The sequence below is a fragment of the Bacteroides timonensis genome (genome assembly GCF_000513195.1).
Classification (GTDB): Bacteria; Bacteroidota; Bacteroidia; order Bacteroidales; family Bacteroidaceae; genus Bacteroides; species Bacteroides timonensis.
In genome coordinates this window covers 44,445-66,759 of the sequence record NZ_CBVI010000118.1, presented here as the reverse complement: position 1 = coordinate 66,759, position 22,315 = coordinate 44,445, and the positions used below count along the sequence as shown (strand labels likewise).

Below are 22,315 nucleotides of genomic sequence, written 5' to 3'. Positions count from 1 at the left end.
GGAGTATCTCACTAAAAATAAATAACATCATGGTACCGAATATTACATCGGGCAGTTCGTTCTATGGCGTGATTGCCTATAATAAGATAAAGGTTGACGACGGTACAGCAAAGGTATTGTGACATCCGAAAATTGCGGCCGACACCTCCGGCAATGTACCGATTGAAAACTGCGTGCAGGCTTTTGAACCTTACATCGCACTCAATTCACACGTCAAGAAACCGGTTATCCATATCTCATTGAATCCTTCCCCGAAAGACATTCTTTCGGAAGAGCAGATGACCGTATTGGCGCAGGAGTTTATGGAAAAGTTCGGTTACGGAAACCAGCCTTATATAGTCTGGCTGCACGAAGACATCAACCGCAAACACATGCACATCGTTTCGGTACGCATCAACGAGAAAGGAGAAAAGATAGACCACAACCGGGAAGCCGTCCGGGCACAGAACATCTGTCGTGAAATGGAAGTGAAGTACGGGCTTCATCCCACACTCGGAGAACACGGTGAGCGGGAACTACTATCCCTACAAAAAGTGGATTATCCGAAAGGCAACGTGAAAGCACAGGTAAAGCATACCGCCCGTACATTACTGGAATGCTACAACTGTCATTCACTTGCCGAATACAACACCCTTCTGAATTTGTATAACGTCACTGTTTATGAAGTCAGGGGAAGCGTGGACGGAAAGGAATACCACGGCATCATGTACGGAGCTTTGGATGATGACGGGAGGCAGGTAGGCACGCCTTTCAAATCCAGTAAGTTCGGAAAGGTATTGGGCTATGAAGCACTGTAAAAAAAGTTTACCGCTTCTACTGAAAAGGTGAAGAAGGACAAACTTGCAGAAAGGACAAGGCAGGAAATCATTAAAGCCATGCAGGACATCGGCACGAAAGAAGATTTTGTCCGAAGGCTGAAAGATGCGGATATAGAGGTGGTTTACCGTATCAATCCCGAAGGACGTCTGTATGGTATCACCTTCATAGACCATACCACTCGGACTGTGTTCAACGGCTCGCGTTTGGGCAAAGCCTTTTCAGCCAATGTGTTCAACGAATTGTTTAACAACCCGGATGCAGACCGTGAAAGACTGATACCGCAACCAGAGCAGGAACCGTCCTGTCAGGAGAGGGAAACAAAAGCGGAAGAAAGGCAGGAAGGTGTGGAATACCGGCAGCAGGAAAATCAAAATCAGAATGAATCCTCCGGCAGCCTGATTGATACATCTGCACTCGGTGCTGTTGATATTTTCTCTGTACTTATGGAAGACGACCATACACACGAGTACATTGATCCGGCTTTCCGCTATGGACGCAAGAAAAAGAAGAAGCGAAGGCGCAGGTTATAATATAATAAAGTATAGAACAAGAAGTTTAATTTTAATAGTTACAATTATGCAGAATGAAGATGATTTAAGAGGTCTTGCCAAAGTCACAGACTTTATGCGGGCCATCAGTTTTCTATTTTTGGCGATACACATCTATTGGTTTTGTTACGGCTGGTTCCACGAAATGAGCTGAACGCTTGGCATAGTGGATAAAATACTATCCAATTTCCAGCGTACTACCGGACTATTTTCATCTTTGCTTTACACAAAACTGTTTTGTGTCCTTTTCCTCGGTCTGTCCTGCATGGGCAACAAGGGAGTAAAGAAGCATGAAATTACATGAAGGCAGATTATCATTGCGGCCATAGTGGGCACCATACTCTTTTTCCTGAACTGGTGGTTATTATCTATCAATGCATCATCCGGTGTGTGTGCGGTACTTTATATTACAACACTGACCGGCGGTTTCTTCTGTCTGCTGGCATCCGGTTTATGGATAAGCCGTCTGTTGAAGAACAATCTATTAGAGGACGTTTTCAATACAGAGAACGAGTCTTTTATGCAGGAAACAAGGTTGATGGAAAACGAATATTCTGTCAATCTGCCGACTAAGTTCTGGTATAAAGGCAAAGTTTACAACGGCTTTATTAACCTTGTAAATATTTTTCGAGCAACGATGATATTGGGAACACCGGGCAGCGGGAAATCCTATGCCATTGTCAACCAATTTATAAAACAGACCATTGAAAAATCCTATGCACTCTACATATACGATTTTAAGTTTGACGACCTCTCAATTATCGCCTATAACCACTTGATTAAGTACAGACACCGCTATAAGATACCACCCAAGTTTTATGTGATCAACTTCGACAATCCGAGAAAAAGCCACCGTTGCAACCCGTTGGCGCCCGAACTGATGACGGATATTTCAGACGCTTACGAGTCCAGTTATACAATCATGCTTAACCTCAATAAAAGCTGGGTGCAGAAACAGGGAGACTTTTTTGTGGAATCTCCAATAGTATTGTTTACTGCGATAATCTGGTTTTTGAAGTTGTATGAAAATGGTAAGTATTGCACATTTCCACATGCAATAGAACTACTTAATAAAAGGTACGAAGATGTATTCACCATTCTGACAAGCTATCCTGATTTGGAAAATTATCTGTCACCTTTCGTTGACGCATGGAAAGGCGGTGCTGCCGAGCAGTTGATGGGGCAGATTGCATCCGCCAAAATTCCACTGTCAAGACTGATAAGTCCTCAGCTCTATTGGGTAATGTCCGGCAGTGATTTTACATTGGATATTAATAATCCCAAAGAACCGAAAATATTATGTGTCGGCAACAATCCCGATAGAATTTCTATTTATGGAGCAGCTTTAGGTCTGTATAACTCTCGCATTGTGAAGTTGATAAACAAGAAAAAGCAGATGAAAAGCTGTGTGATAATTGACGAGTTACCCACCATTTTCTTTAAAGGTCTGGATAATCTGATTGCCACGGCACGAAGCAACAAAGTGGCAGTCGTGTTAGGTTTTCAGGATTTCAGCCAGTTAAAGCGCGATTACGGAGACAAGGAGGCCGCCGTAATCATGTCAACTGTGGGCAATGTTTTCAGCGGGCAGGTAGTGGGTGAAACGGCTAAAACCTTGTCGGAAAGGTTCGGGAAAATCTTGCAAAAAAGAGAGTCTATGAGCATCAACCGCAACGATACATCCACTTCCATCAACACGCAACTGGACAGTCTGATACCTGCATCCAAAATCAGTACATTGAGTCAGGGAATGTTTGTCGGTGCCGTAGCTGACAACTTCGGAGAGACAATCGAACAGAAGATTTTCCATGCGCAGATAGTCGTTGACAATGAAGCCGTACAGAAAGAGACGGCGGCCTATCGGCCCATCCCCGAAATCAGCAGCTTTCTGGACGAGAACGGCAATGATACAATGGAGCAGCAGATACAGACGAACTATCGGCAAATCAAACAGGATATTATCGAATTAGTGGAGAACGAATTGCTCCGCATAGAGAATGACCCAGTACTTAAACATCTGTTAGGAGAAAGTTAAAATCTTTATTTATATCAAAATAAGAGCATGATAATTGGGGAGTTAACCAGTTCATGCTCTTAATATTATTTTACCCTTTCTTTCAATTTATATCCTTTTTCAGTTTTGGATATAATTATGTTTTTCTCGATTGTAATCTTCAAAAAACTTGTTTCTGTTTTTATTCTAATTAAATAGCTCTATTTATCGATGAAATATCTCAGGTAAATCTCTAGTAGGTGTATATACAATATTCATATATTCACTCCCAGGTGTGGGGCGTCTCAGATTAGGATCGTAATCATTATAATCTACATAAATGACAGAGCTATTAAAATCACGTGCAAATATACCTGCTGAAGCAACCATTGATTTCTTACCGCCTGTTATATTTATCGCATAGCTACGTCCTGCATTAAATGCCATTTGCTCTTTTAATGTATCATATATAGTACCGAAGGATTCATCCTTTAGTTCTATTTTCTCATATCCATTTGGCAAGAACTTTGGTAAGAATCTGATATTATCTTCATTGAAGGCAACACCTTTATCATGAAGTATAATATGTTTTTGGGGCTTTAAAGCTCTTGCCGCTAATATGATAGGCTCTGGAGTGAATCCAAGTATAGACAATAATACATCGACTGACTCAATTGGCCAAACTAAATTATTCTCAAAGTTCTCTATCACCTCATCAAATAGTTCATCGAAATAATATTGACGTGCTTCAACGAAACGCCCTGTTTGGTTCATCTTTTTCCACTCAATGACGTGGGCTTGAAAGTTATTATCCATTTTTCAAGATCTGATTAATTCGATTATTAGCTTGTTCTCTTTGTTCATCAGAAAGAATACATCCGATTTCAAAACCTGATAATAAACCAGAATCTCCATCTATGTTTGCAGTGAACATGGCACCCTTTTTCTCCGATAGAACACATTTTGAATGATTTGCCTGGAATTTGTGACAGCATGATTTTACATTCTCTTTCCCTACCAATTTCGGGAGTTCTCTTTCTGTTCCAGCTAGTTTGTCTTCACTCATTTTATCGCTATACAGAACGGTCACATTAACCCCTCTTTTTATTGCAGCTCGTACAGCGTCTCTTATGAGTGGTAGATCATTAATTCTTTTGTATGACCAAGAGACCATAATAAGGTATTCTTTCGCTGAGTTTATAACCTCTGCTATTGTAGTATAAATACTTGTGTATGAACAGTTCTGAAGATTGTTCTTACTGGATTTTGCAGTGAAAATCAACTTACTTTTCTTCCCTATGTCTTTGAATAGATTGCTATCTATAGGTTTAGATGTCAAAAGATAGCGATACTTCTCACCATCTTCAGATAACACAATATCTTGATTCGTGAATAATACATCGAATAGATATTCCAAATCATCCAGTTCTTTGTCTATTATATCTACACCATTTTCCGGGTTTCCATAAAGGCTGTTTGGTGTATAGTTTGCACTCATAATAAGTCCTTCCTCTCCATCTGCAATAAGGAATTTAGCATGCAAGTCATTACTAAGATGTACATGAATACCTTTTCTATGTAATTCATGTAGATGAGGAATGTGTGGATCTGTTTCAGATGAAACTTCTTTATCCCTTTTCATATACTTTTTCCCTCGCTCTTCGTCTCCTCTAAGATTAGATATAACGAATATAGCTACACCTCTCTCAGCGGCCATAATGAGAGCCTCATTCAATTTAGGGTCCTGAAAGAAAAAGTTCCCAGTTTTGATATATGATTTTGCGTTCCCAATTAGTTCGAAAATTCGATTTGTTAATTCGGAATCTTTTTGGCTATTATAATATAGTTTCTGCATCATGGACTTTTACTTATTGAAGATGAAACAATCACAATCTATTTTCTCCAAATCCTCATAAAGCTTAAATCTAACCATCAATTGTCTCCAATTATTAAATAATTGTTTAAGCTTATAAGCAATTACCTTACCATTGTTATCAGGCTCTCTATGCCAATCTTTGATGGTATCAATAAAATCAATATATGATTGAATCTCATGTTTGGTCTTTATGCGTATAACGCCATTTGACTTAACTGGAAAGTCAATGTATCCCCTTGCGGCATCCTCTATAATATCTAATGGTGAAGATGATGCTCTTATGAGGGAATCATTGATATAGATGCAAGGAAGCTTAGTGATTTCATCTGTCTCAATTTGGAGAACAAAGTTATTTGTTTTGTATCTTTCAGATAGAATCTTTGACCAGCCGTCATTTTGAGTAAATACAGCAACGCTTGCCATCTTCTCACTATCTGATATATTATAACCTAGATTGGGTGTGAAACCCCATTTATCTGAACTTTTTCCTTTATTATTAAGTTCAATGGTATAGGTTTTAGCAGAACCAGTGGCATCGCATGTTAATAAGTGCCCATCATATATAATATCCTTATGGTATTGGTTCTGTTCATCGAGATAAAAAACGGCATAGGCACCACTGAGGAACTTTTTATCAAATTCAAGTACCTCAAAATTATTACCGGTAGTTTCAAGATGAAGCATCTCCAATGTATTAGAGTTACCCAAATGTTGAACAACCTTCTTTCCTGGAGCCGCATTCATAGCTAAATCAATAGCCATGTGTGCTGATACATTTACCTCCCAGTTCGACCATCGTCGATCGCTTTGATAAATGAATTCAGGAAGAAGTTTTAGATTTTTTCCATCCACAAGAAATGAACCAGTCACCCTTACAGTAGGTCTGCTATTAGCCGTCAAATATTTACGTTCTGCATCATCTGTTACTTTATAATCACCCATTGTAAGTCGTATCATGCCATCTTCTTTAAGGTGCTTAATACACTGATCGACAAGTTCTTTCTCAAAGCCTATTAAGTTTGCAAAATAAGGTGTTTTATCCATTTTAGGACAACTCTTTGTGTATCTAAGAATAGCCTTATACAGTGGGAAAAACGGATCAGAATCCACGCTGTCATAAGCAACATAGACTACATATACTGGGAAAGGTACCTGAAAATACCCGATAATTTTTCCATTTTTACTTCCCACATATTGTAAAATATCTTCCTTTTTCATACTTACATTACATTGAATGATATACTTTGACCACAAATACTATAAATAGTTGCTTCTACTTCTTGGTTTCGTTTCAGGCTATATTTATAGTATTTATTTATTTTGCCATAGACATCACCGCATTTGACGATATAATAGTTCATCGAACATGTATCATCAATAACCTTAATCCTTACCCTGTCTCCTTTTTTATGTATTTCTTGAAATTCTTCATAAGGTTTTTTCTCTAATGATGCAGTTCTATCTTGTATATACAAAGGAATGAATCCATTGTATTTACTCTCAAGAAGATCCCATAGAATATGCTTTTGACCTATTCTATTAAAAATTCCAAGCGTAGAATCTGAGCCATCTTCAAATTCGAAAAGTGCTTCATCCTTTTCTTCGTCATCACTCCACTCAAGCATTCTTGCTTTCACATTAGAGAGGGCACCATCTTCTACCATTTCAGATATGCTCACATTGGGAATATACTCAAACATAGCTCTTCCATTTTCAGCAATTCCTAAAAACGACACCTTAATTGTATCATTAGTTACTCCATAACGATGGAAGATTTTATCCGTTTTCATTGGAAAAGTGTGTATCATTCCATTAATGTCAAAATTGACATATATCTTTGAAGTATCATATTGATCAGCCCATTTCCACGTACAGTTCTCAAAGACTGTTCCGTTTTCTAATCGCTTATTTTTAATTTCATGCATTAATATATCCAGAGATGTCTTTTCAACTGTTCTATCTTGTATAAGGCGTAACTTCTTGAATACTTCGGTTGGTTCAATACTAAGGTTACTTTCTTTTTTGCTATGTGCTTTTTCATCACATAGAGTATCCAGATTTCCTATGATGATAAGTTTCTTCTTAGCTCTACTAAGTGCTACATTTAATCGTCTCATATCATCAAGAAAGCCTACCGTTCTGTTCCCATATCTAGTATTGAATGCTCTTACTAATGAGAGTATTACTATATCGAATTCGCTTCCTTGAATGGAATCAATTGTATATACTGAATTATCCAAAGATGTACCTCGGACTTCTTTCATAAGAAGAGTTCTTTGTTTCCGATAAGGAGTAATAATACCTACACTTAAATTGGAGTCTTCTGCTATCAATTCTTCTAGTCGAGGAAGGAGTCTCTCCTTAAAGATTGATATTTCCTCAGGGTTATACCATCCTTCTTTAGAATTTCCTTTTTCATATGCTTTTTCTCTATTTAATGATGATGTATCAATGAATGTCACAGCTGAAGAAAATGATCTCAATTTACATACTTGCTTTTCGGTACCTTTACCATTTTTCAAAGCTTCTTCATAAAACAGTTCTGAAATATAAGCTCCTATATCAGGGTTCATTCTATACTGATAGTTAAGAAGAATTGAACTTTCCGTAGGAAACTTACTGTCTTCTAAGAAGTCTTCAAATAGTGAAGAACTAATTGCATCTTCTACATCCTTTTTATAAAGAGACTTGTTTCCGCTTTCCTCGACAAATTCAGATATATCTTCCGTATCCATAAAAGGAGGAAGCTGTTTGTTGTCTCCCACGAGTATATACTTACGCCCCAACTTCATAGGAACGGTCGTTTCTGATAAGTTCGCTTTGCCTGCTTCGTCAATGATTACTGTATCAAAAACTATTCCACTTCTTTGTAAGCCGGTATTCATACCAATACCTATACAGGTACCCATAACAACGTTCAAACCTTGGTAATGTCTGGCATTATTGAATACTTTAGCATCATTATCTAATTCAATGAGACCTTTACGCAACTCCGAAAGAATCTCTATCCATTCTATTGTGCTATTAGGCTTATTAGCTGTGTAGTACTTACAGATGTATTCATGTCTCTGCTTGAATAAATCTTTGGTACTTGATTTATATGTATAGCTGTTCTCTGCTTGTTTACTTACTTCTTCCGTTGAATCACAGGTCTCTAAATTTTTAAGTAATAACTCATTGTTCTTTAGAAATTCCGGATGTTCTTTCAGATCATCTGGAATCATCGTTTCTTCCTCGTCAATGTTTCCAATCTTAATACGTTCATCAACGTTATTCAGTCTATCGTAGATGTTCTTTACAGCGGAATGTGCTTGGCTACATACCAAGACCTTTTCGCCACGATTGATGACCAGTTGCTTAATGATTTCTACAATAACAGAGGTTTTTCCTGTTCCCGGAGGACCTTGAATAAGAAATATGTCGTTATTGTTAACGGCCTTTCGTATTGCTAATGGTTGGTTATTACCTTCCTCCACATTGGCAAATTTAGCATCAAAGAATTCTAATCCTTCATCTGGAGTTGGAGGTATAAGTTCACCTCGGTTCAGTTTTTCAAAGATGTCTGACGGTCCTTCTCCGTACACAAAATTATCAATTGATTCTTTTTGAAGAGTTAGGTGTCTTACTCCTGCACGTCGTCTTATCTCGAAACCATCTTTTCTTAATCCGTCGATATTAAGATGCTCGTTATAAAATTCTATATTATAGCCAGCCTTATCAACGTTCATCTTTAATTCTGCGTTTATCTTCGTGGAGTTATTAGTAATTTCGATATGACATACATCTTCATCTTGTTCCGTAAATAGAGAAGAAACCTGAGAAGCAATGTTTAGGAATAATGCTGTTTTTCCATTGCTTGTAGAAGCCGTTATAGCAGCTTCATTACCAGCAATCTTAACTACATTGTTTCTATTGTATTCTTTCTCCTTATTTTCTTGATAAGTCAGATATTCCTTTAAGATCAGATACTCCACTCCAGCTTTCTCTTTGAGAGTTCTGATAGCTACTTTCAACTTAGGAATAATGTCTTTGGCTACAGATAGTTGATTCAGTATCTTATTTCCTATTTCTATATTATCTTCACATAAGTAACTATTCTCATGAAGAATAACATTGCTACCAGATATAACAAGAGCTTTTACATTATTATTTAGGAGATATTGTGCGTTGCTTTTAATTTTGTCATGTGAGAATTCCTGAATCCATAAACCACTTTCGTTTACTTGTATTTCAAGAACTACATCGTTACAGTCATACATAATGAGTTTAGCATCGTTTGTCTCGGCATCTCTATAACCTCCTATCCAGAAATTATTCTCAACAAAGTATTGTGGATTCTCTGATAGAAAACGAGCTAAATCTGATTGGGTATTGGGATTATAAGTAAGGTGTAAAACTTCTCTTACCACATTTACATTCTTACGTGTAATCCCATCAATGTTGTCTAAAACCCATTCAATGGTCTCTTTGTTATCATCCTCAATAGCAGCTAATTCTTCTTTTGTGAGGAATTCCTCAATACTTTCTGAGACACCGGAACTTATAGAAGTGTCTTCTATACTATTGGCTATACTAAATCGGCTGAATCCAAACTTATTTCTGCAATTTCTTATAATAGTTACATTTATGATGTTGTCAAGTTCGTTATCATTAGGTTCATCTAAATATCCATAACATCCATTGACAGCAATTATTGTTCTGTTGTTTGTTTTGGCTATAACTTTCCCTTTGTAGATAGTATTCTCACTAAGTGTAGTATCGTAGTCAGGTATATGTAGTATACCTTTACAATCATATGATAAGATGACATGCTCCTGATTCGAACCAAAACGAGTAATGACCTTCAGTTCCTTCAGAAGGGAAGTGTCTTCTCGCAATTGCTTCATTATACTCATAGCAAATGGAAGGCTCATTTCTTCCCCATCAAAAATTATATTATGTGGGAATAACAACCCCTTGGAGAACTCTGGTTCTCCATCTATAATAAGAAAATTCTGATGTGCTTCGTTTACTTTATAACTCATATCTTCTTTACTGAACATTAAAGAATGACTTAACTATCTCTTCAGTCTTTTGGTCAAAAACTAGACTTTTGTGACTAACAATTATTTCTTGGGTAGCTCTATTACAGCTAACTACTTTGAAAGTATATATCTTTCCAATCTGAGAAAGGAACTCTAATTCAGAAGTTTTCGCTAATAGTTTATTTTCTAATTGTACATTAATAAATGCAGAATCTGTTCTGGTTTGAATCGTACCATTTACTTCTGCACCTATATATAAACTATTCCAAGGGTCTTCTTGTAGTTGTCTTACACTAAGTTTAAGAACATACTTTTCAGGCTGAAACACCATAACCTTGGCTTCTAATTTCCACCCAATTTGAGGTTCTTCATTTGGTTTTAATGGGAACCACGAAATTTCCGATAATTTTATCCTACCGATGAGGTGGAAGCTATCTTGTGTCTCTACAATTAATACCTTTTCTTTCCTATCAATGACTTTCACAATACATGTGCTTCCTACACTTATGGATACTTCAGCTGTTTCCCATGGATTTGGAGTTAGTCGTTTAATAGATGCAATTATTTTTCTCTTTGATTTATCTATATGGGTAATAAACACATTGATGGGTGTACCAAAACTGAATGTCTCTGGAATTATTAATGAACTGTTTGTCCAACTCATCTCATTTTTGTTGATGGAAGCTTCAATACCTTCTTCAAGTTGAACCCATAATTGATTATCTTCATATGATATTACATTGCCTTTATATGACTTATCAACTTCATAATACAGATGAATGTTGTTCCATATTTCATCTATTTCTTCGAGAGCAGGAGTACATAACTCTATTCGCTTGTTATCCTTGTCTATGGACTTAATAATCACATTGACATCATCATCATCATATGTCCAGCTTTTTAAGGCCTCGAACTCCATACGCGTCATGTTGTTTGCATGTAGTACTCCCTCAACCCCTTCAGCAATTTTTATAGTAATGAATCTGTCATAAACGGCAGTTATTGGACCACTGACTTCATCTAGTTCATTAAACACAGTGCTTTCCCACGGGTTAAGTGAAAATTCTTTGTGGCTCAGTCGCACATTAAACTTTCCATCCTCTTTTATTTCCTTAGATACTACTCTTGCTCTAATCGGACTACCTTCTTCAAGATGATCGTTAATATTCTTTACATTACACCAAAACAAATCGTTTCGATATATTATCCCTAGAAGATTATTATATTTTACAATGATATAATTTTCATCAATTCTATCTATTATTGTATCTAAGTGTTCGTCTACATGAATGCTTTCGTAATCATCTTTTACAGCTTTGGCATATCCTCTTTTTTCTTTTTGTTTCGAAAGACTTTCAGCCCATTTTTGAGATACACTCACACGGAATTTTATTCCTTCGACTTCTGCAGAGGAAATGGCGACATTTACTTCCGCTCCCTCGTAAAGTTGTGTATTTTCAGATATTTGATTGTTGAACATTATGGCTTGTATACCATATATATTGACAAAGTAACCTTGATCCTTAAATGGATATAGAATTCTTCCTAATATAACTTCCTTCTCATTATAAGCTTTCTCAATCTTAGTTTTCTGCCATTGTACTTTCGGAAGAATATAGCATACCTTAAAGCGTTCATCAGCATTGTAATCAGGTGAATCTATAAATTTAAGGCCCACAATATCACCCTTGTTAATAACAGGTTTTTTACTGAAATTTGACTTTTGCAACGTGAGTGTACCACCGTTTAAGAAGTCAAGAATAACACAATCACTCATTTCTTTATGCACGATTGTGATTATCTCATCTTCATCAGAGGCAAAAAATTCTATTTCTTTATGGGTTTCAGATTCTCTTGCTTTTTGCGATCTTTTTTCTTTTCCTTTTTCTTTATTTCTTTTCTCCTTTTTTCTTTCATATGCAGCTTCAGTATTCACCTTTCTATTGAAATATGCAGGAGCAACTTTTTTGATAATGGAATCTACTACATTAACATTACGTGTACAAGGTAACTCATGTCCAGTCACACGCTTTATTTCTTCGCATACGGCTTGGATTGTCATTCCTTTGTAATGTGCTAATTCAAGTAAAGTCATAATTACTCGTTTTATAAATGAAAATGTATCTGGTTACTTAGTATAAAGCAGATATTCTATATTCCCGTTGTGCATTATCAACACCGATTGAGAACTAATAATCTCCCACCGGTACCTCAAACACTTTATTACCACTGATAGAGCCACGGCTCATATACCATGCGCTTTCAATTACATTCCATGAAGCACTTTTAGCTTTTTCCTTCAAGTGACATTCTATCATTGAAACTTTTTCTTTGCTACAAGTACTCAAGGAGATGCATTATTTTATTCTATACAAAGGTAAGGAGATTTATCGGTATGTGAAAAATTGTTTTCGAAAAATTGCAGATTATGTTTTTGAAGCAAACAATAATCTATGAAGAGGATTGTACTTACGGATAACTCCCGCCAATCACCGCCATCCATTACTGCTGGTAGAAAAACTATAATATGTTATCAATTAAACCTCTACATTCGCACCGACGGACTAAAGTTTACCCGGTATTGATTAATTATTGTATCACTTAAATTATTGATTTTATGGCTAAGAAAAAGCAAGAACAACAAGAACAGAGTCAGGACGAGCATGTAATGGCCATCCTTGACAAGCGGACGAACAAAACCGCAGTCGTTTCCAAAATGAACGAGCAGGACGGCAGTCTCGAAATCGTACCACCCGACAAGAAGAACAGCAGCAGTTTCCTCAAACTGGATCGTACCTCACCGCTGGAACTTTTCTTCACCAATTTCAAGAACCAGTACGAAAATCCCACAAGTTTCAGTTTCTTCCTCGTACCTCTTGTCCTTTTGGAAAAGACACTGAATGCCGTAGTCCAGATCCGAAAAGGGGAAGACCCCGGAGTAGAAGGTAAAAAACTGGTGGAGAACAGCGAACTCAACGATGAAGGACGTATCGCCAAACTTGCCCGTCGGTATAAGTTTGACGAACACCAGATTCCGTGGAAAGAACTTGCCGCATTGGGAGTTGACAAGCAACTCTTGTTTGATAACCACTGCATGGGTGAGATGCTAAAAGGAAGGATTACCTCTATGGCTTTCCCCATCAGTAAGGAAGTGAACGGTGAAAAGAAGGATATGGGGGAAGCCTGTTTCCTCTGTGTCAAAGGGGAGGACGGCAAGGTGCAACTGAAAACTTTAAGCAGGCTTGACAAACCGCAGTATGACCTGCCTGCCTATAAAGGAGTATTCACAGACGAGGAAAAGCAGTCGCTTAAAGACACCGGAACTTTGGGGGCAATCAAGGAGATGAAGGATACCCATACGGGAACCGTCTGTAACTGTTATGTATCTTTCCATGAACCGAGCAACCGTATCATTACCATGCCCGTGGATGCCATCAAGATACCCGATTATATCTACGGGAAAAGGCTGGATGACAAACAGAAGCAAATCCTTGCGTCAGGAGGCCAGCTTCCCATCAACGACATACAGCGCAAAAACGATACGCTGCTTTCCGGGGTTGCTTTCGTCGATCCGAGAATAATGGACATCGCATTCAAGCAGTCCGGTGAACAACTGAAGGTCAACGACACTATCATGGGTGCCAAAATCACGCCTGAGCAAAAGAAGATGCTCCAGAGCCATGAAATGGTGTTCGTTGAAAATATGCGCTACAAAGGTAGGGTGTTTTCCGATGATGTACGTTTCAGCAACAAGAGCAACCAACTACTGATAGGACGCAATGCCCGTGAATACAAACCGAAGTTGGATGAACCGAAAAAGGGCAAACAACAAGAGACCAGGCAGACGCCCCGGCATGCTACTGCCTTCAAGCCTAAAGGCAAGAAAAATAGTTTTTCTGTCGCATAGCCGACAGGGAACCGGCTTACTCTATTATATACCCGATTGTCGTTATGGATGTCGGGTATATATTTAATGTATCATCTAATAACTTAATAATTATGGAATTGAAAAAACAAAAGAATACCCAACCTTCTCCGGGGTATTCCGAATATAAATCCTTTTATAAATCAGTCGGAGGAAATGAAGGAGAAAAATGTAATTATCCGACACGTTTAGACCTTTATGGGAAAGGCTGTTATCATGATTGTTCCTATTGCTATGCAAAATCCTTGTTGAATTTTCGCAAACTATGAGATGCGGAACATCCGGCAGTCGCGGATATTGACAAGGTGTTAAAAGTTATCCGTAAAATTCCATCCGGTTCCATTGTCAGGCTTGGAGGTATGACTGATTGTTTCCAGCCCATTGAAAGCCGCTGTCACATAACCTATGAGGCTATAAAAAAACTGAACAAACAAGGTATCGGCTATCTGATAGTCACCAAGTCATCAATGGTAGCGGATGATAAATATATCAGATTAATGGATAAAAAACTTGCACATATCCAAATATCCATAACAACGATGGACGATGACCTGTCACGGACATATGAAAGGGCCTGCGTGCCGTCACAAAGAATAAATGCGCTTGAAAAATTACAGCAATGTAATTTTGACGTATCTTTAAGATTATCACCTTTTATTCCGCAATACATAGATTTCAAGAAATTGAATACAATCAAATGTGACAAAATATTAGTAGAATTTCTAAGAGTGAATACCTGAATAAAACAATGGTTCAATATTGACTATTCAGAATATACTTTCAAACAAAGTGGTTATCAGCACCTGCCGCTAGAACTGAAGATTAAATACCTCGGACAAATCAGCGGATTTAAGCAGTTGACTGTTTGTGAAGATGTGACGGAACATTACGAATACTGGAAAAACAAAATAAATCCGAATCCCCTTGATTGTTGCAATCTCAGCAAAAGATAACCTTAATATAGGTATGTTTCCCACGGCACATTGCTGTAATCCCCGGAAGCTACGCAAGCTCCACTTCCGCAGGTTACAGCAAAGAGCCGCTTTTCAGGAACGGACAAAGGTACGGCCGGCGCCCGGATAAATCCGACCTTGCCGGCCGTACCCTTGTCTGTCAGCCGCAAATCACATCATTCCTCTTCCTCGAAGGAAAGGCTTTCCACCTGCCTGTTGATTACCTTCCAGTCAATCGAGTCTTTCAGGTTGATAATGTCCACAATCGAATAATGCTTTGTCCCGTTCTCTTCTTCTGCAAAACGTAGCCTTCCGCTCAAACGCTGTTTCTCAATCTCTGCCGGATCGAGATTTATCAGTTCGCAGACTTCATCGGGCAGCATGGAAAGCGCCACGTCATTTTCCTGGCAGATATGTTGCAGGACGGCAAGCATGTTCAACGACTTCTTATAACTTCTCACGAGTGCAGCGAAAGAACCGCTTTCAATTTTAATCATCTTCTTCATAACGCTTATTTTTTAGAGTGTTCTTCTTTTTCCAGCAGCATGGCACGGAGTACATCTGAACGGCGGTAATATATCTTCCCCTTGTCTCTGTGAAAGGGGAGTGTCCCGTCATTGCGTCGTCTTAAAAGTGTCCTGTCCGACATCTTGGTGAGCAGGCGCACGCCTTTTGAATCCAGTATCTCACTGTCAGGCAAATTATGTACGGCAGGAGCCAATAACTTTTCAATGTTGGTTACTTTGGCGAGTATGGCACTAAGCATGTGGGCTGTCTGTCCACCCGGTGCAGTTCTTCTGTTATTCATAATGACCTTATTTTTATTGTTTATGATGCAATATTACGGAGATATTATAAGGTCGTTGGTTACTCAACCGTTGAGCAACCGCCAAAAAAAGACAGAAAACGCCAATTTGGGACAAAAAATAGCCAGGAGATACTATTCCCGGCTATCCAATAATAAATAGGCATCAATAAGTTATACCTTAAATTCTTAATATATTAATAATCAGATTTATACAAAAATAAATAGCAGTATATTTTGCTATATTCCAAATATTGCCTACATTTGTACATGAGTTATTTGAAACTATGCAAAGCAGTGTAACCCGAAGCAGGACTTCCATATCCAAATCGTTACCTGCATCTTTTAAACTCTCTATATTTAATTTATCTTCAGAGAGTTACATCAAAATATATTGTTTCAAGGCATGAAACAAACAGTTTCAAATCATGAAACAAAAGGTCTCCTGTGGAGAAACAAAAAGGAACCGCCGGCTTCCTCTAATTAATCATACAAGTAATCTTAAAATAGAAATTTATGGTAAAGTTTATCGAATCGGAACTCGTCTTACTTAAAAAGGAAATAGACGAAATGTGGACCTTAGTGTATAACCAGCTCGACCGGGCAGGGGAGGCGGTCCTGACCTTCGACCGCGAACTGGCGCAGCAAGTGTTGGTGCGCGAACGTCGCGTGAATGCCTTGGAATTGAAAATAGACAGTGACGTAGAAGATATTATTGCCCTGTACAATCCCGTAGCCATTGATCTGCGTTTTGTGCTTGCCATGCTGAAGATCAATACAAACCTGGAACGGTTGGGGGACTTTGCCGAAGGTATAGCCCGTTTCGTGCTGAACTGTAAAGAGCCTGTCCTCGATCCGGATCTTTTGAAGCAATTACGTCTGGAAGAAATGCAGGCGCAAGTACTTGCCATGCTGGAACTTGCCAAAAAGGCTCTTCAGGAAGAAAGTCAGGATCTGGCAACTTCAGTTTTTGCTAAAGACAATTTGTTGGATGAAATTAATGCTGAAGCTACTACGATTCTGGCAGGTTATATTGCTAAACATCCGGACAGTGTTCTTCCTTGCCTGAACCTGGTAAGTGTCTTCCGTAAGTTGGAGCGTTCCGGCGACCATATTACCAACATTGCCGAAGAAATAGTCTTCTTTATCGATGCGAAAGTGTTAAAACATAGCGGAAAAACGGACGAACATTATCCTTTAAGCAAGAAATGAGTTCTTTTTTAGGTAAAATTTAGCGTTTGTTAGAAAAATGCTATATATTTGTCCATTGAAAACGATTGCGGATGTAGAAAGGCTGCATAATTGGTAATAAAACCAAAGAAATTTCAAAAAGATGTTATAAGACATGTTTTTTAATTTGGTAAGTAACCTGAAAAGCCGCTATATTTGCAGCGTTATCCTGAAAACAATCTTTTTACCTTAAAAAAAACTAATACCTATTGAAAACTGAAAAATGGGGCTTTGTGAAAAGCTCCATTTTTTTGTACCTATATTCCCCTTATTTCGTATCTTTGGAGAAGATAAGCTGCATCTCGGCAGAACTTTTTCATGTAAGCATGAAAATTCTGCGATCAATTTGCATTATCTTTGTGTTCTCCAAATAAGGAATTATAAATCATTAAATCGTAAACTGAATTATGTTTTCCGGAATAGTAGAAGAATGTGCCACTCTTGTGGCATTAGTAAAAGAACAAGAGAACGTACACTTCACGTTCAAGTGCTCATTTGTAAATGAATTGAAGATAGACCAGAGTGTATCTCATAACGGTGTATGCCTCACGGTAGTCAGCATGACAGAGGATACCTATACGGTTACAGCCATGAAAGAAACATTGGAGCGCTCCAACCTCGGGTTGCTGAGCGTAGGAGACAGGGTGAATGTAGAGCGCAGCATGATGATGAACGGTCGCCTCGACGGACATATTGTGCAGGGGCATGTAGATCAGACTGCCACCTGTATCAGTGTAGAAGATGCCGAAGGAAGTTATTACTTCACTTTCCGGTATGCTTTCGATAAGGAGATGGCAAAGCGGGGATACATTACTGTGGACAAAGGCTCTGTAACGGTGAATGGTGTTAGTCTGACGGTGTGTAATCCAACGGACGATACTTTCCAGGTAGCTATCATTCCTTATACTTTCGAATATACCAACTTTCACGATATCAAAGTTGATAGCGTAGTGAACATTGAATTTGACATTATCGGCAAATATATCAGCCGGATGCTCCAGTTTAAATAATAGTTCACCACAGATTACACAAATAGCACAGAAATATTATCCTTTTATAATCAGTGTTTATCCGTGTAATCTGTGGTGCAATAAAAACATATATCAAATGGACTTTTTACAATTAGTAGCCTCCCGTCAGAGTGACCGCGCTTATGATATGACACGTCCTGTAGAGCCCGAGAAACTGGAACGGATACTGGAAGCTGCCCGTCTGGCACCATCGGCTTGTAATGTGCAACCGTGGAAGTTTGTCGTAATCAATGATCCGGAACTTTCCGTTAAGGTAGGCAAAGCTACTGCCGGATTGGGGATGAATAAATTTGCTAAGGATGCCCCCGTTCATATTCTGGTTGTGGAAGAATCGATGAATGTCACTTCATTTCTGGGTGCAAAGATTAAGGATAAGTATTTCCCCTTGATAGATATAGGTATTGCCACTGCTCATATCACTTTAGCTGCCGAGAGTGAGGGATTAGGTTCTTGTATTCTTGGCTGGTTTGATGAGAAAGAGATTAAGAAGCTGACCGGTATTCCATCTTCTAAGCGCTTGCTATTGGTTATCACCATCGGCTACTCTGTAAAAGAGAAGAGAAAGAAGGCGAGGAAACCGAAGGAAAAGGTGGTTTCTTACAATAAATACTGATTCTGTGATAAAGGGTTAGTGATAAGTGGTTAACAGACTGCGCTATGACACCGCATGGTACTAATCACTAACCCTCTAAATTAAAGGTCTTTCAGTAGCACATGGCTTGCACTCTTATAATATTCTTCCCGTGCATTCATTAATACTTCCCATTGTTCACTGAACTCCTTGTCTTTATCTATTTTGAAATCCTCCGAACCATGCGTGTCCAGTCTGTCTAACAACAGTGCGACGTTCATCTTATTGATATCCATGGAGGGTTGATAGCCGATATCTTCATTATTTTCGTCCACTACTTCATGCAATAGATTTATTTCTTGTAACTCATATAGAATCTGGTGTGTCAACCGGATCGGTATCTGACACTCTTCGGATATTTCTTCTGCTGTATATGGTTTTGCATTCTCCTCAAATCTTTTGGCAATGAGGGACATGATAAGGATAGCCACAAAATCCCGATACCTCCGGCTGATATTTTTGGTGTCTTTGTCAAAACTGAAGTTCCGTATGTTTTGTCCCGCATACGTCAGTTCTGCACCAAACAGGCAGATTGTCCATGATATTTGTAACCATAGCAGGAATAGAGGAAGGGCGGCGAAGCTACCATAAATAGCATTGTAACGCGATACCCACAATTGACCACTGATGTATAGAAACTGGAATGCCTGGTGTGCCGTTCCTGCAAGAACCCCGGCAATGAGCGCATGCTTGAACTTCACTTTAGTATTCGGCATATAGATGTATAGTCCTGTAAACATGAACCAGGTCAGGGCAAAAGGTATGAGGCGGATCAGAAATTTTAGGATAGGGGCAAGTAGTACAAAGTCTTCAATGTACTTCAGTGTTGTGCTCATGAAGATGGAGAGACCACCCGAAATTACAATCAAGATAGGCATCAGCAGGAACATGGAGAAATAGTCCGTAATTTTACGGTACATACTTCGTGCCTTTTTTATTTGCCAGATGCGGTTGAAGGTTATTTCAATATTGGTGATCAGGTTGATAACCGTCCATAGCAACATAATTAAACCTACTCCGATAAATATGCCGCTTTTAGTTTCAGAAAGATAAGAGTCTACGAATTGGAGGATGACTTCTGTGGTCTGGTTATGCCCTCCGAATCCCATTCGCACCTGATTCTCCATCAGATTGGAGAAGCCGAACCCACGTGCTATGGCAAATAATATGGCAAGTATAGGGACAATGGCAAGCAAAGTGCTATAAGTCAGTGCAGAGGCATTGTTTACCAGTCTGTCCTTGGTGAAGCGGTTGATACATAAATAAATGGTTTTGATTATATTGTAGAGGGAAAAAGTCGTTTTGGTGACTTCATCCTCTGTAATACGCCAGATGTCGTATGTAAGAAATTTCCAAAGAGCAGTAATACGTTTATTCATAATCAATGAAGAATTAGGAATGAAGAATTATGAATATAGAACGGAGAACTCTATCAAATTGTTGTATCATGCAGAAATTCTTCATTCCTCATTCTCAGTTCTTAAATTAAAAAAAGCAGTCGGTCTGTAAGCCGGGTTCTGTTCTCTGTTTTCAGGAAGAAATCTTCATTATTCATTCATCATTCTTCATTCAGCAAAGTGTCTGTCATTTATCTGAGCCGCATGTCACCATACAGACTTTAGCGGTCTACCCTCCGACATGGAGCGAGCAGCTCTCATAGCGTCGGTTTACATGACCTTACAACTCCCAAGACGCACAGCCCTTGTGTCACCACAAGACTGGTAGGCTCTTACCCTACCTTCTCACCCTTACCCATGCCCAAGGACACCGGCGGTTATTTTCTTCTACGTTACTCTACCCTCGCGGACAGCTTTCTGTTAGGAAGTAGGATGCTCTATGTTGCCCGGACTTTCCTCATACGCCGAAGCGCAAGCGACAGACCGACCAACTGCTTTTGTCCGGCAAAGATACGATTTTTATGCCAGCGGACACAGAAACTTGTAGAGTTTTTGTGTAAGGGAGGGCTTTTTCCGTATCTTCTCCGTACTATCTCCGTATCCGGTCCGTACCTCCTCCGTAGTTTCTCCGTATCTTCTCCGTAGTTATAGACACGGACCTGATACGGACCTGACACGGACCGGATGCGGGGTAGATAACCTCCGGATAGCTTCTATTTTTAAACACTTTCTTAATATTCCTGAAAATATATAACCAAAGTAGAAATTATTTCTAACTTTGCTAACACTTAATAACCCCCAAATCATTTTAGCTAATGAAGAAACTTATTCCTATCGTATCTCTGTTCCTTTTTGCTTCGTTGTATTCGGTAGCTTCGGAAATCGGGGACAGGACTATTCCTGCGGATGTAGCACAGTTGTCCGACAGCTTGAAGCGTCAGTATGCTCCTGATAAACGGGTAGCACTCTTTGATGTAGATTATTCCTTTTCCGGTAAAAATGTGATGTTACGTGGTGTGACTACTTCGGCCGAGGCGAAAGCTGCATTACTGAACGGACTGTCGAAAGCTGCCTATCAAGTAATGGACTGCTTACAGGTGTTGCCGGATGAGGCTTCACTGGAAGGAAAAACTTATGGTATCATAAATGTATCGGTGTCCAATCTTAGGGTTGATCCTGACTTCTCATCCGAAATGATGACCCAGGGATTGATGGGAATGCCTGTCCGCGTATTACAGCGCGACGGTTGGTATCGCATTCAGACACCGGATAATTATATCGCTTGGGTACATCGTGTAGGTATTCATCCGGTAACGAAAGAAGAGCTTCATGCCTGGAACGCAGCCGAGAAGATTGTGGTGACTTCTCATTATGGGTTTGTGTATTCTGAACCCAATCAGGCTTCGCAGACTGTTTCGGATGTAGTTGCAGGCAATCGCTTGAAGTGGGAGGGAACGAAAGGTGCATTCTATAAGGTTGCATATCCTGACGGGCGGACCGGTTATATTTCCAAATCTATCTCCATGCCGGAAAAGAAATGGCGTGCCGCTTTGAAACAGGATGCTGCCAGCATTATTCGCACGGCACATACGCTGATGGGAGTTCCGTATCTTTGGGCAGGCACTTCTTCCAAAGGGATAGATTGCAGTGGCTTTATGCGTACTATTCTTTTCATTCATGATATCATCATTCCCCGAGATGCTTCACAGCAAGCGTATGTAGGCGAGCATATTGATATCGCTCCTGATTTCAGTAACCTGCAACCGGGCGATTTGATCTTCTTCGGACGTAAAGCTACAGCAGATCGTAAAGAACGTGTGGTGCATGTAGGAATGTATATTGGGAACAAACGTTTCATTCACTCGCAAGGTGATGTACACGTCAGCAGTTTTGATTCTGCCGATGAGCTTTTTGATGAATATAACCTCGGGCGCCTTCTGTTTGCTACGCGCGTGTTACCTTATATAAATAAGGAAGCATCCTTGAATACTACGGAAACGAATCCTTATTATAAATAATAAAGTTATGAGCTACAAGCTACAGACTACAAGTAGCAATGCTCTCATTCTGCAAAGCTCTTGTA

The 22,315-nt window shown here is 39.1% G+C and carries 15 protein-coding genes, 1 other RNA gene and 2 pseudogenes; 8 read left to right on the top strand and 10 right to left on the bottom strand.

The window, feature by feature from the left end; genetic code table 11:
* Positions 1-173 precede the first annotated feature (173 nt).
* Both mobB and mobC read left to right on the top strand, forming a co-directional pair.
* Positions 174-1,349, top strand: a pseudogene (gene mobB / locus BN161_RS21855) (conjugal transfer protein MobB).
* A 46-nt stretch (positions 1,350-1,395) separates the two neighbouring features.
* Positions 1,396-3,402 (top strand): annotated as a pseudogene (gene mobC, locus BN161_RS21850) (conjugal transfer protein MobC).
* 183 nt (positions 3,403-3,585) lie between these two features.
* Here the strand turns inward: mobC and BN161_RS21845 are convergent.
* The 6 genes from BN161_RS21845 to BN161_RS30875 form a co-directional block, all read right to left on the bottom strand.
* Positions 3,586-4,176 (bottom strand): hypothetical protein, encoded by a 591-nt coding sequence (locus BN161_RS21845; protein ID WP_044270225.1) that lies wholly within the window; start codon positions 4,174-4,176, stop codon positions 3,586-3,588.
* A complete protein-coding gene (locus tag BN161_RS21840) occupies positions 4,169-5,218 on the bottom strand; it encodes a phospholipase D-like domain-containing protein (protein WP_044270223.1) in 1,050 nt (349 codons plus the stop codon). Before BN161_RS21840 ends, BN161_RS21845 begins: the two co-directional genes overlap by 8 nt.
* A 6-nt stretch (positions 5,219-5,224) precedes the next feature.
* Complete coding sequence (locus BN161_RS21835; protein WP_044270221.1) at positions 5,225-6,454, bottom strand: hypothetical protein; 1,230 nt, start codon at positions 6,452-6,454, stop codon at positions 5,225-5,227.
* Positions 6,455-6,456: 2 nt separating this feature from the next.
* Complete coding sequence (locus BN161_RS21830; protein ID WP_167332563.1) at positions 6,457-10,260, bottom strand: AAA domain-containing protein; 3,804 nt, start codon at positions 10,258-10,260, stop codon at positions 6,457-6,459.
* Positions 10,261-10,267: 7 nt separating this feature from the next.
* The gene (locus tag BN161_RS21825; RefSeq protein ID WP_044270217.1) at positions 10,268-12,355 is read right to left on the bottom strand and encodes a S1 RNA-binding domain-containing protein; all 2,088 of its coding nucleotides are present in this window, start codon (positions 12,353-12,355) and stop codon (positions 10,268-10,270) included.
* Positions 12,356-12,449: 94 nt separating this feature from the next.
* Complete coding sequence (locus BN161_RS30875) at positions 12,450-12,578, bottom strand: hypothetical protein (protein WP_262483935.1); 129 nt, start codon at positions 12,576-12,578, stop codon at positions 12,450-12,452.
* Positions 12,579-12,877: 299 nt separating this feature from the next.
* Between BN161_RS30875 and BN161_RS21820 the strand changes: the two genes are divergently transcribed.
* Complete coding sequence (locus BN161_RS21820) at positions 12,878-14,167, top strand: DUF3945 domain-containing protein (protein ID WP_044270214.1); 1,290 nt, start codon at positions 12,878-12,880, stop codon at positions 14,165-14,167.
* A gap of 314 nt (positions 14,168-14,481) precedes the next feature.
* Positions 14,482-14,925, top strand: a complete 444-nt coding sequence (locus BN161_RS31100) for a hypothetical protein (RefSeq protein WP_394332310.1) — start codon at positions 14,482-14,484, stop codon at positions 14,923-14,925.
* A 389-nt stretch (positions 14,926-15,314) separates the two neighbouring features.
* Here BN161_RS31100 and BN161_RS21805 read toward each other — a convergent pair whose 3' ends face one another.
* A complete protein-coding gene (locus BN161_RS21805) occupies positions 15,315-15,644 on the bottom strand; it encodes a hypothetical protein (protein WP_044270211.1) in 330 nt (109 codons plus the stop codon).
* 5 nt (positions 15,645-15,649) lie between these two features.
* Positions 15,650-15,946: a MerR family transcriptional regulator gene (locus BN161_RS21800; RefSeq protein ID WP_025867487.1), complete on the bottom strand. Its 297-nt coding sequence runs from the start codon at positions 15,944-15,946 to the stop codon at positions 15,650-15,652.
* Between the two features lie 513 nt (positions 15,947-16,459).
* Here BN161_RS21800 and phoU point away from each other — a divergent pair.
* The 3 genes from phoU (at position 16,460) to BN161_RS21785 (ending at position 18,817) form a co-directional block, all read left to right on the top strand.
* Positions 16,460-17,155: a phosphate signaling complex protein PhoU gene (gene phoU / locus BN161_RS21795; protein ID WP_007209708.1), complete on the top strand. Its 696-nt coding sequence runs from the start codon at positions 16,460-16,462 to the stop codon at positions 17,153-17,155.
* Between the two features lie 425 nt (positions 17,156-17,580).
* Positions 17,581-18,183, top strand: a complete 603-nt coding sequence (locus BN161_RS21790) for a riboflavin synthase (RefSeq protein ID WP_044270208.1) — start codon at positions 17,581-17,583, stop codon at positions 18,181-18,183.
* Positions 18,184-18,280: 97 nt separating this feature from the next.
* A complete protein-coding gene (locus BN161_RS21785; protein ID WP_044270203.1) occupies positions 18,281-18,817 on the top strand; it encodes a nitroreductase family protein in 537 nt (178 codons plus the stop codon).
* Positions 18,818-18,897: 80 nt separating this feature from the next.
* Here BN161_RS21785 and BN161_RS21780 read toward each other — a convergent pair whose 3' ends face one another.
* Entirely contained in the window at positions 18,898-20,214 is a 1,317-nt protein-coding gene (locus tag BN161_RS21780) for a YihY/virulence factor BrkB family protein (protein WP_007209704.1), read from the bottom strand.
* A gap of 111 nt (positions 20,215-20,325) precedes the next feature.
* Positions 20,326-20,727: RNase P RNA component class A (gene rnpB / locus BN161_RS28275), an RNA gene on the bottom strand.
* 320 nt (positions 20,728-21,047) lie between these two features.
* Between rnpB and BN161_RS21775 the strand changes: the two genes are divergently transcribed.
* Positions 21,048-22,250, top strand: a complete 1,203-nt coding sequence (locus tag BN161_RS21775; RefSeq protein WP_044270201.1) for a C40 family peptidase — start codon at positions 21,048-21,050, stop codon at positions 22,248-22,250.
* Positions 22,251-22,315 lie beyond the last annotated feature (65 nt).

Bases quoted from the DNA above. Each gene is read 5' to 3' on its own strand.
- BN161_RS21845 (WP_044270225.1), bottom strand. From the start codon at position 4,176: ATGGATAATAACTTTCAAGCCCACGTCATTGAGTGGAAAAAGATGAAC.
- BN161_RS21840 (WP_044270223.1), bottom strand. From the start codon at position 5,218: ATGATGCAGAAACTATATTATAATAGCCAAAAAGATTCCGAATTAACA.
- BN161_RS21835 (WP_044270221.1), bottom strand. From the start codon at position 6,454: ATGAAAAAGGAAGATATTTTACAATATGTGGGAAGTAAAAATGGAAAA.
- BN161_RS21830 (WP_167332563.1), bottom strand. From the start codon at position 10,260: ATGAGTTATAAAGTAAACGAAGCACATCAGAATTTTCTTATTATAGAT.
- BN161_RS21825 (WP_044270217.1), bottom strand. From the start codon at position 12,355: ATGACTTTACTTGAATTAGCACATTACAAAGGAATGACAATCCAAGCC.
- BN161_RS30875 (WP_262483935.1), bottom strand. From the start codon at position 12,578: ATGATAGAATGTCACTTGAAGGAAAAAGCTAAAAGTGCTTCATGGAAT.
- BN161_RS21820 (WP_044270214.1), top strand. From the start codon at position 12,878: ATGGCTAAGAAAAAGCAAGAACAACAAGAACAGAGTCAGGACGAGCAT.
- BN161_RS21805 (WP_044270211.1), bottom strand. From the start codon at position 15,644: ATGAAGAAGATGATTAAAATTGAAAGCGGTTCTTTCGCTGCACTCGTG.
- BN161_RS21800 (WP_025867487.1), bottom strand. From the start codon at position 15,946: ATGAATAACAGAAGAACTGCACCGGGTGGACAGACAGCCCACATGCTT.
- phoU (WP_007209708.1), top strand. From the start codon at position 16,460: ATGGTAAAGTTTATCGAATCGGAACTCGTCTTACTTAAAAAGGAAATA.
- BN161_RS21790 (WP_044270208.1), top strand. From the start codon at position 17,581: ATGTTTTCCGGAATAGTAGAAGAATGTGCCACTCTTGTGGCATTAGTA.
- BN161_RS21785 (WP_044270203.1), top strand. From the start codon at position 18,281: ATGGACTTTTTACAATTAGTAGCCTCCCGTCAGAGTGACCGCGCTTAT.
- BN161_RS21780 (WP_007209704.1), bottom strand. From the start codon at position 20,214: ATGAATAAACGTATTACTGCTCTTTGGAAATTTCTTACATACGACATC.
- BN161_RS21775 (WP_044270201.1), top strand. From the start codon at position 21,048: ATGAAGAAACTTATTCCTATCGTATCTCTGTTCCTTTTTGCTTCGTTG.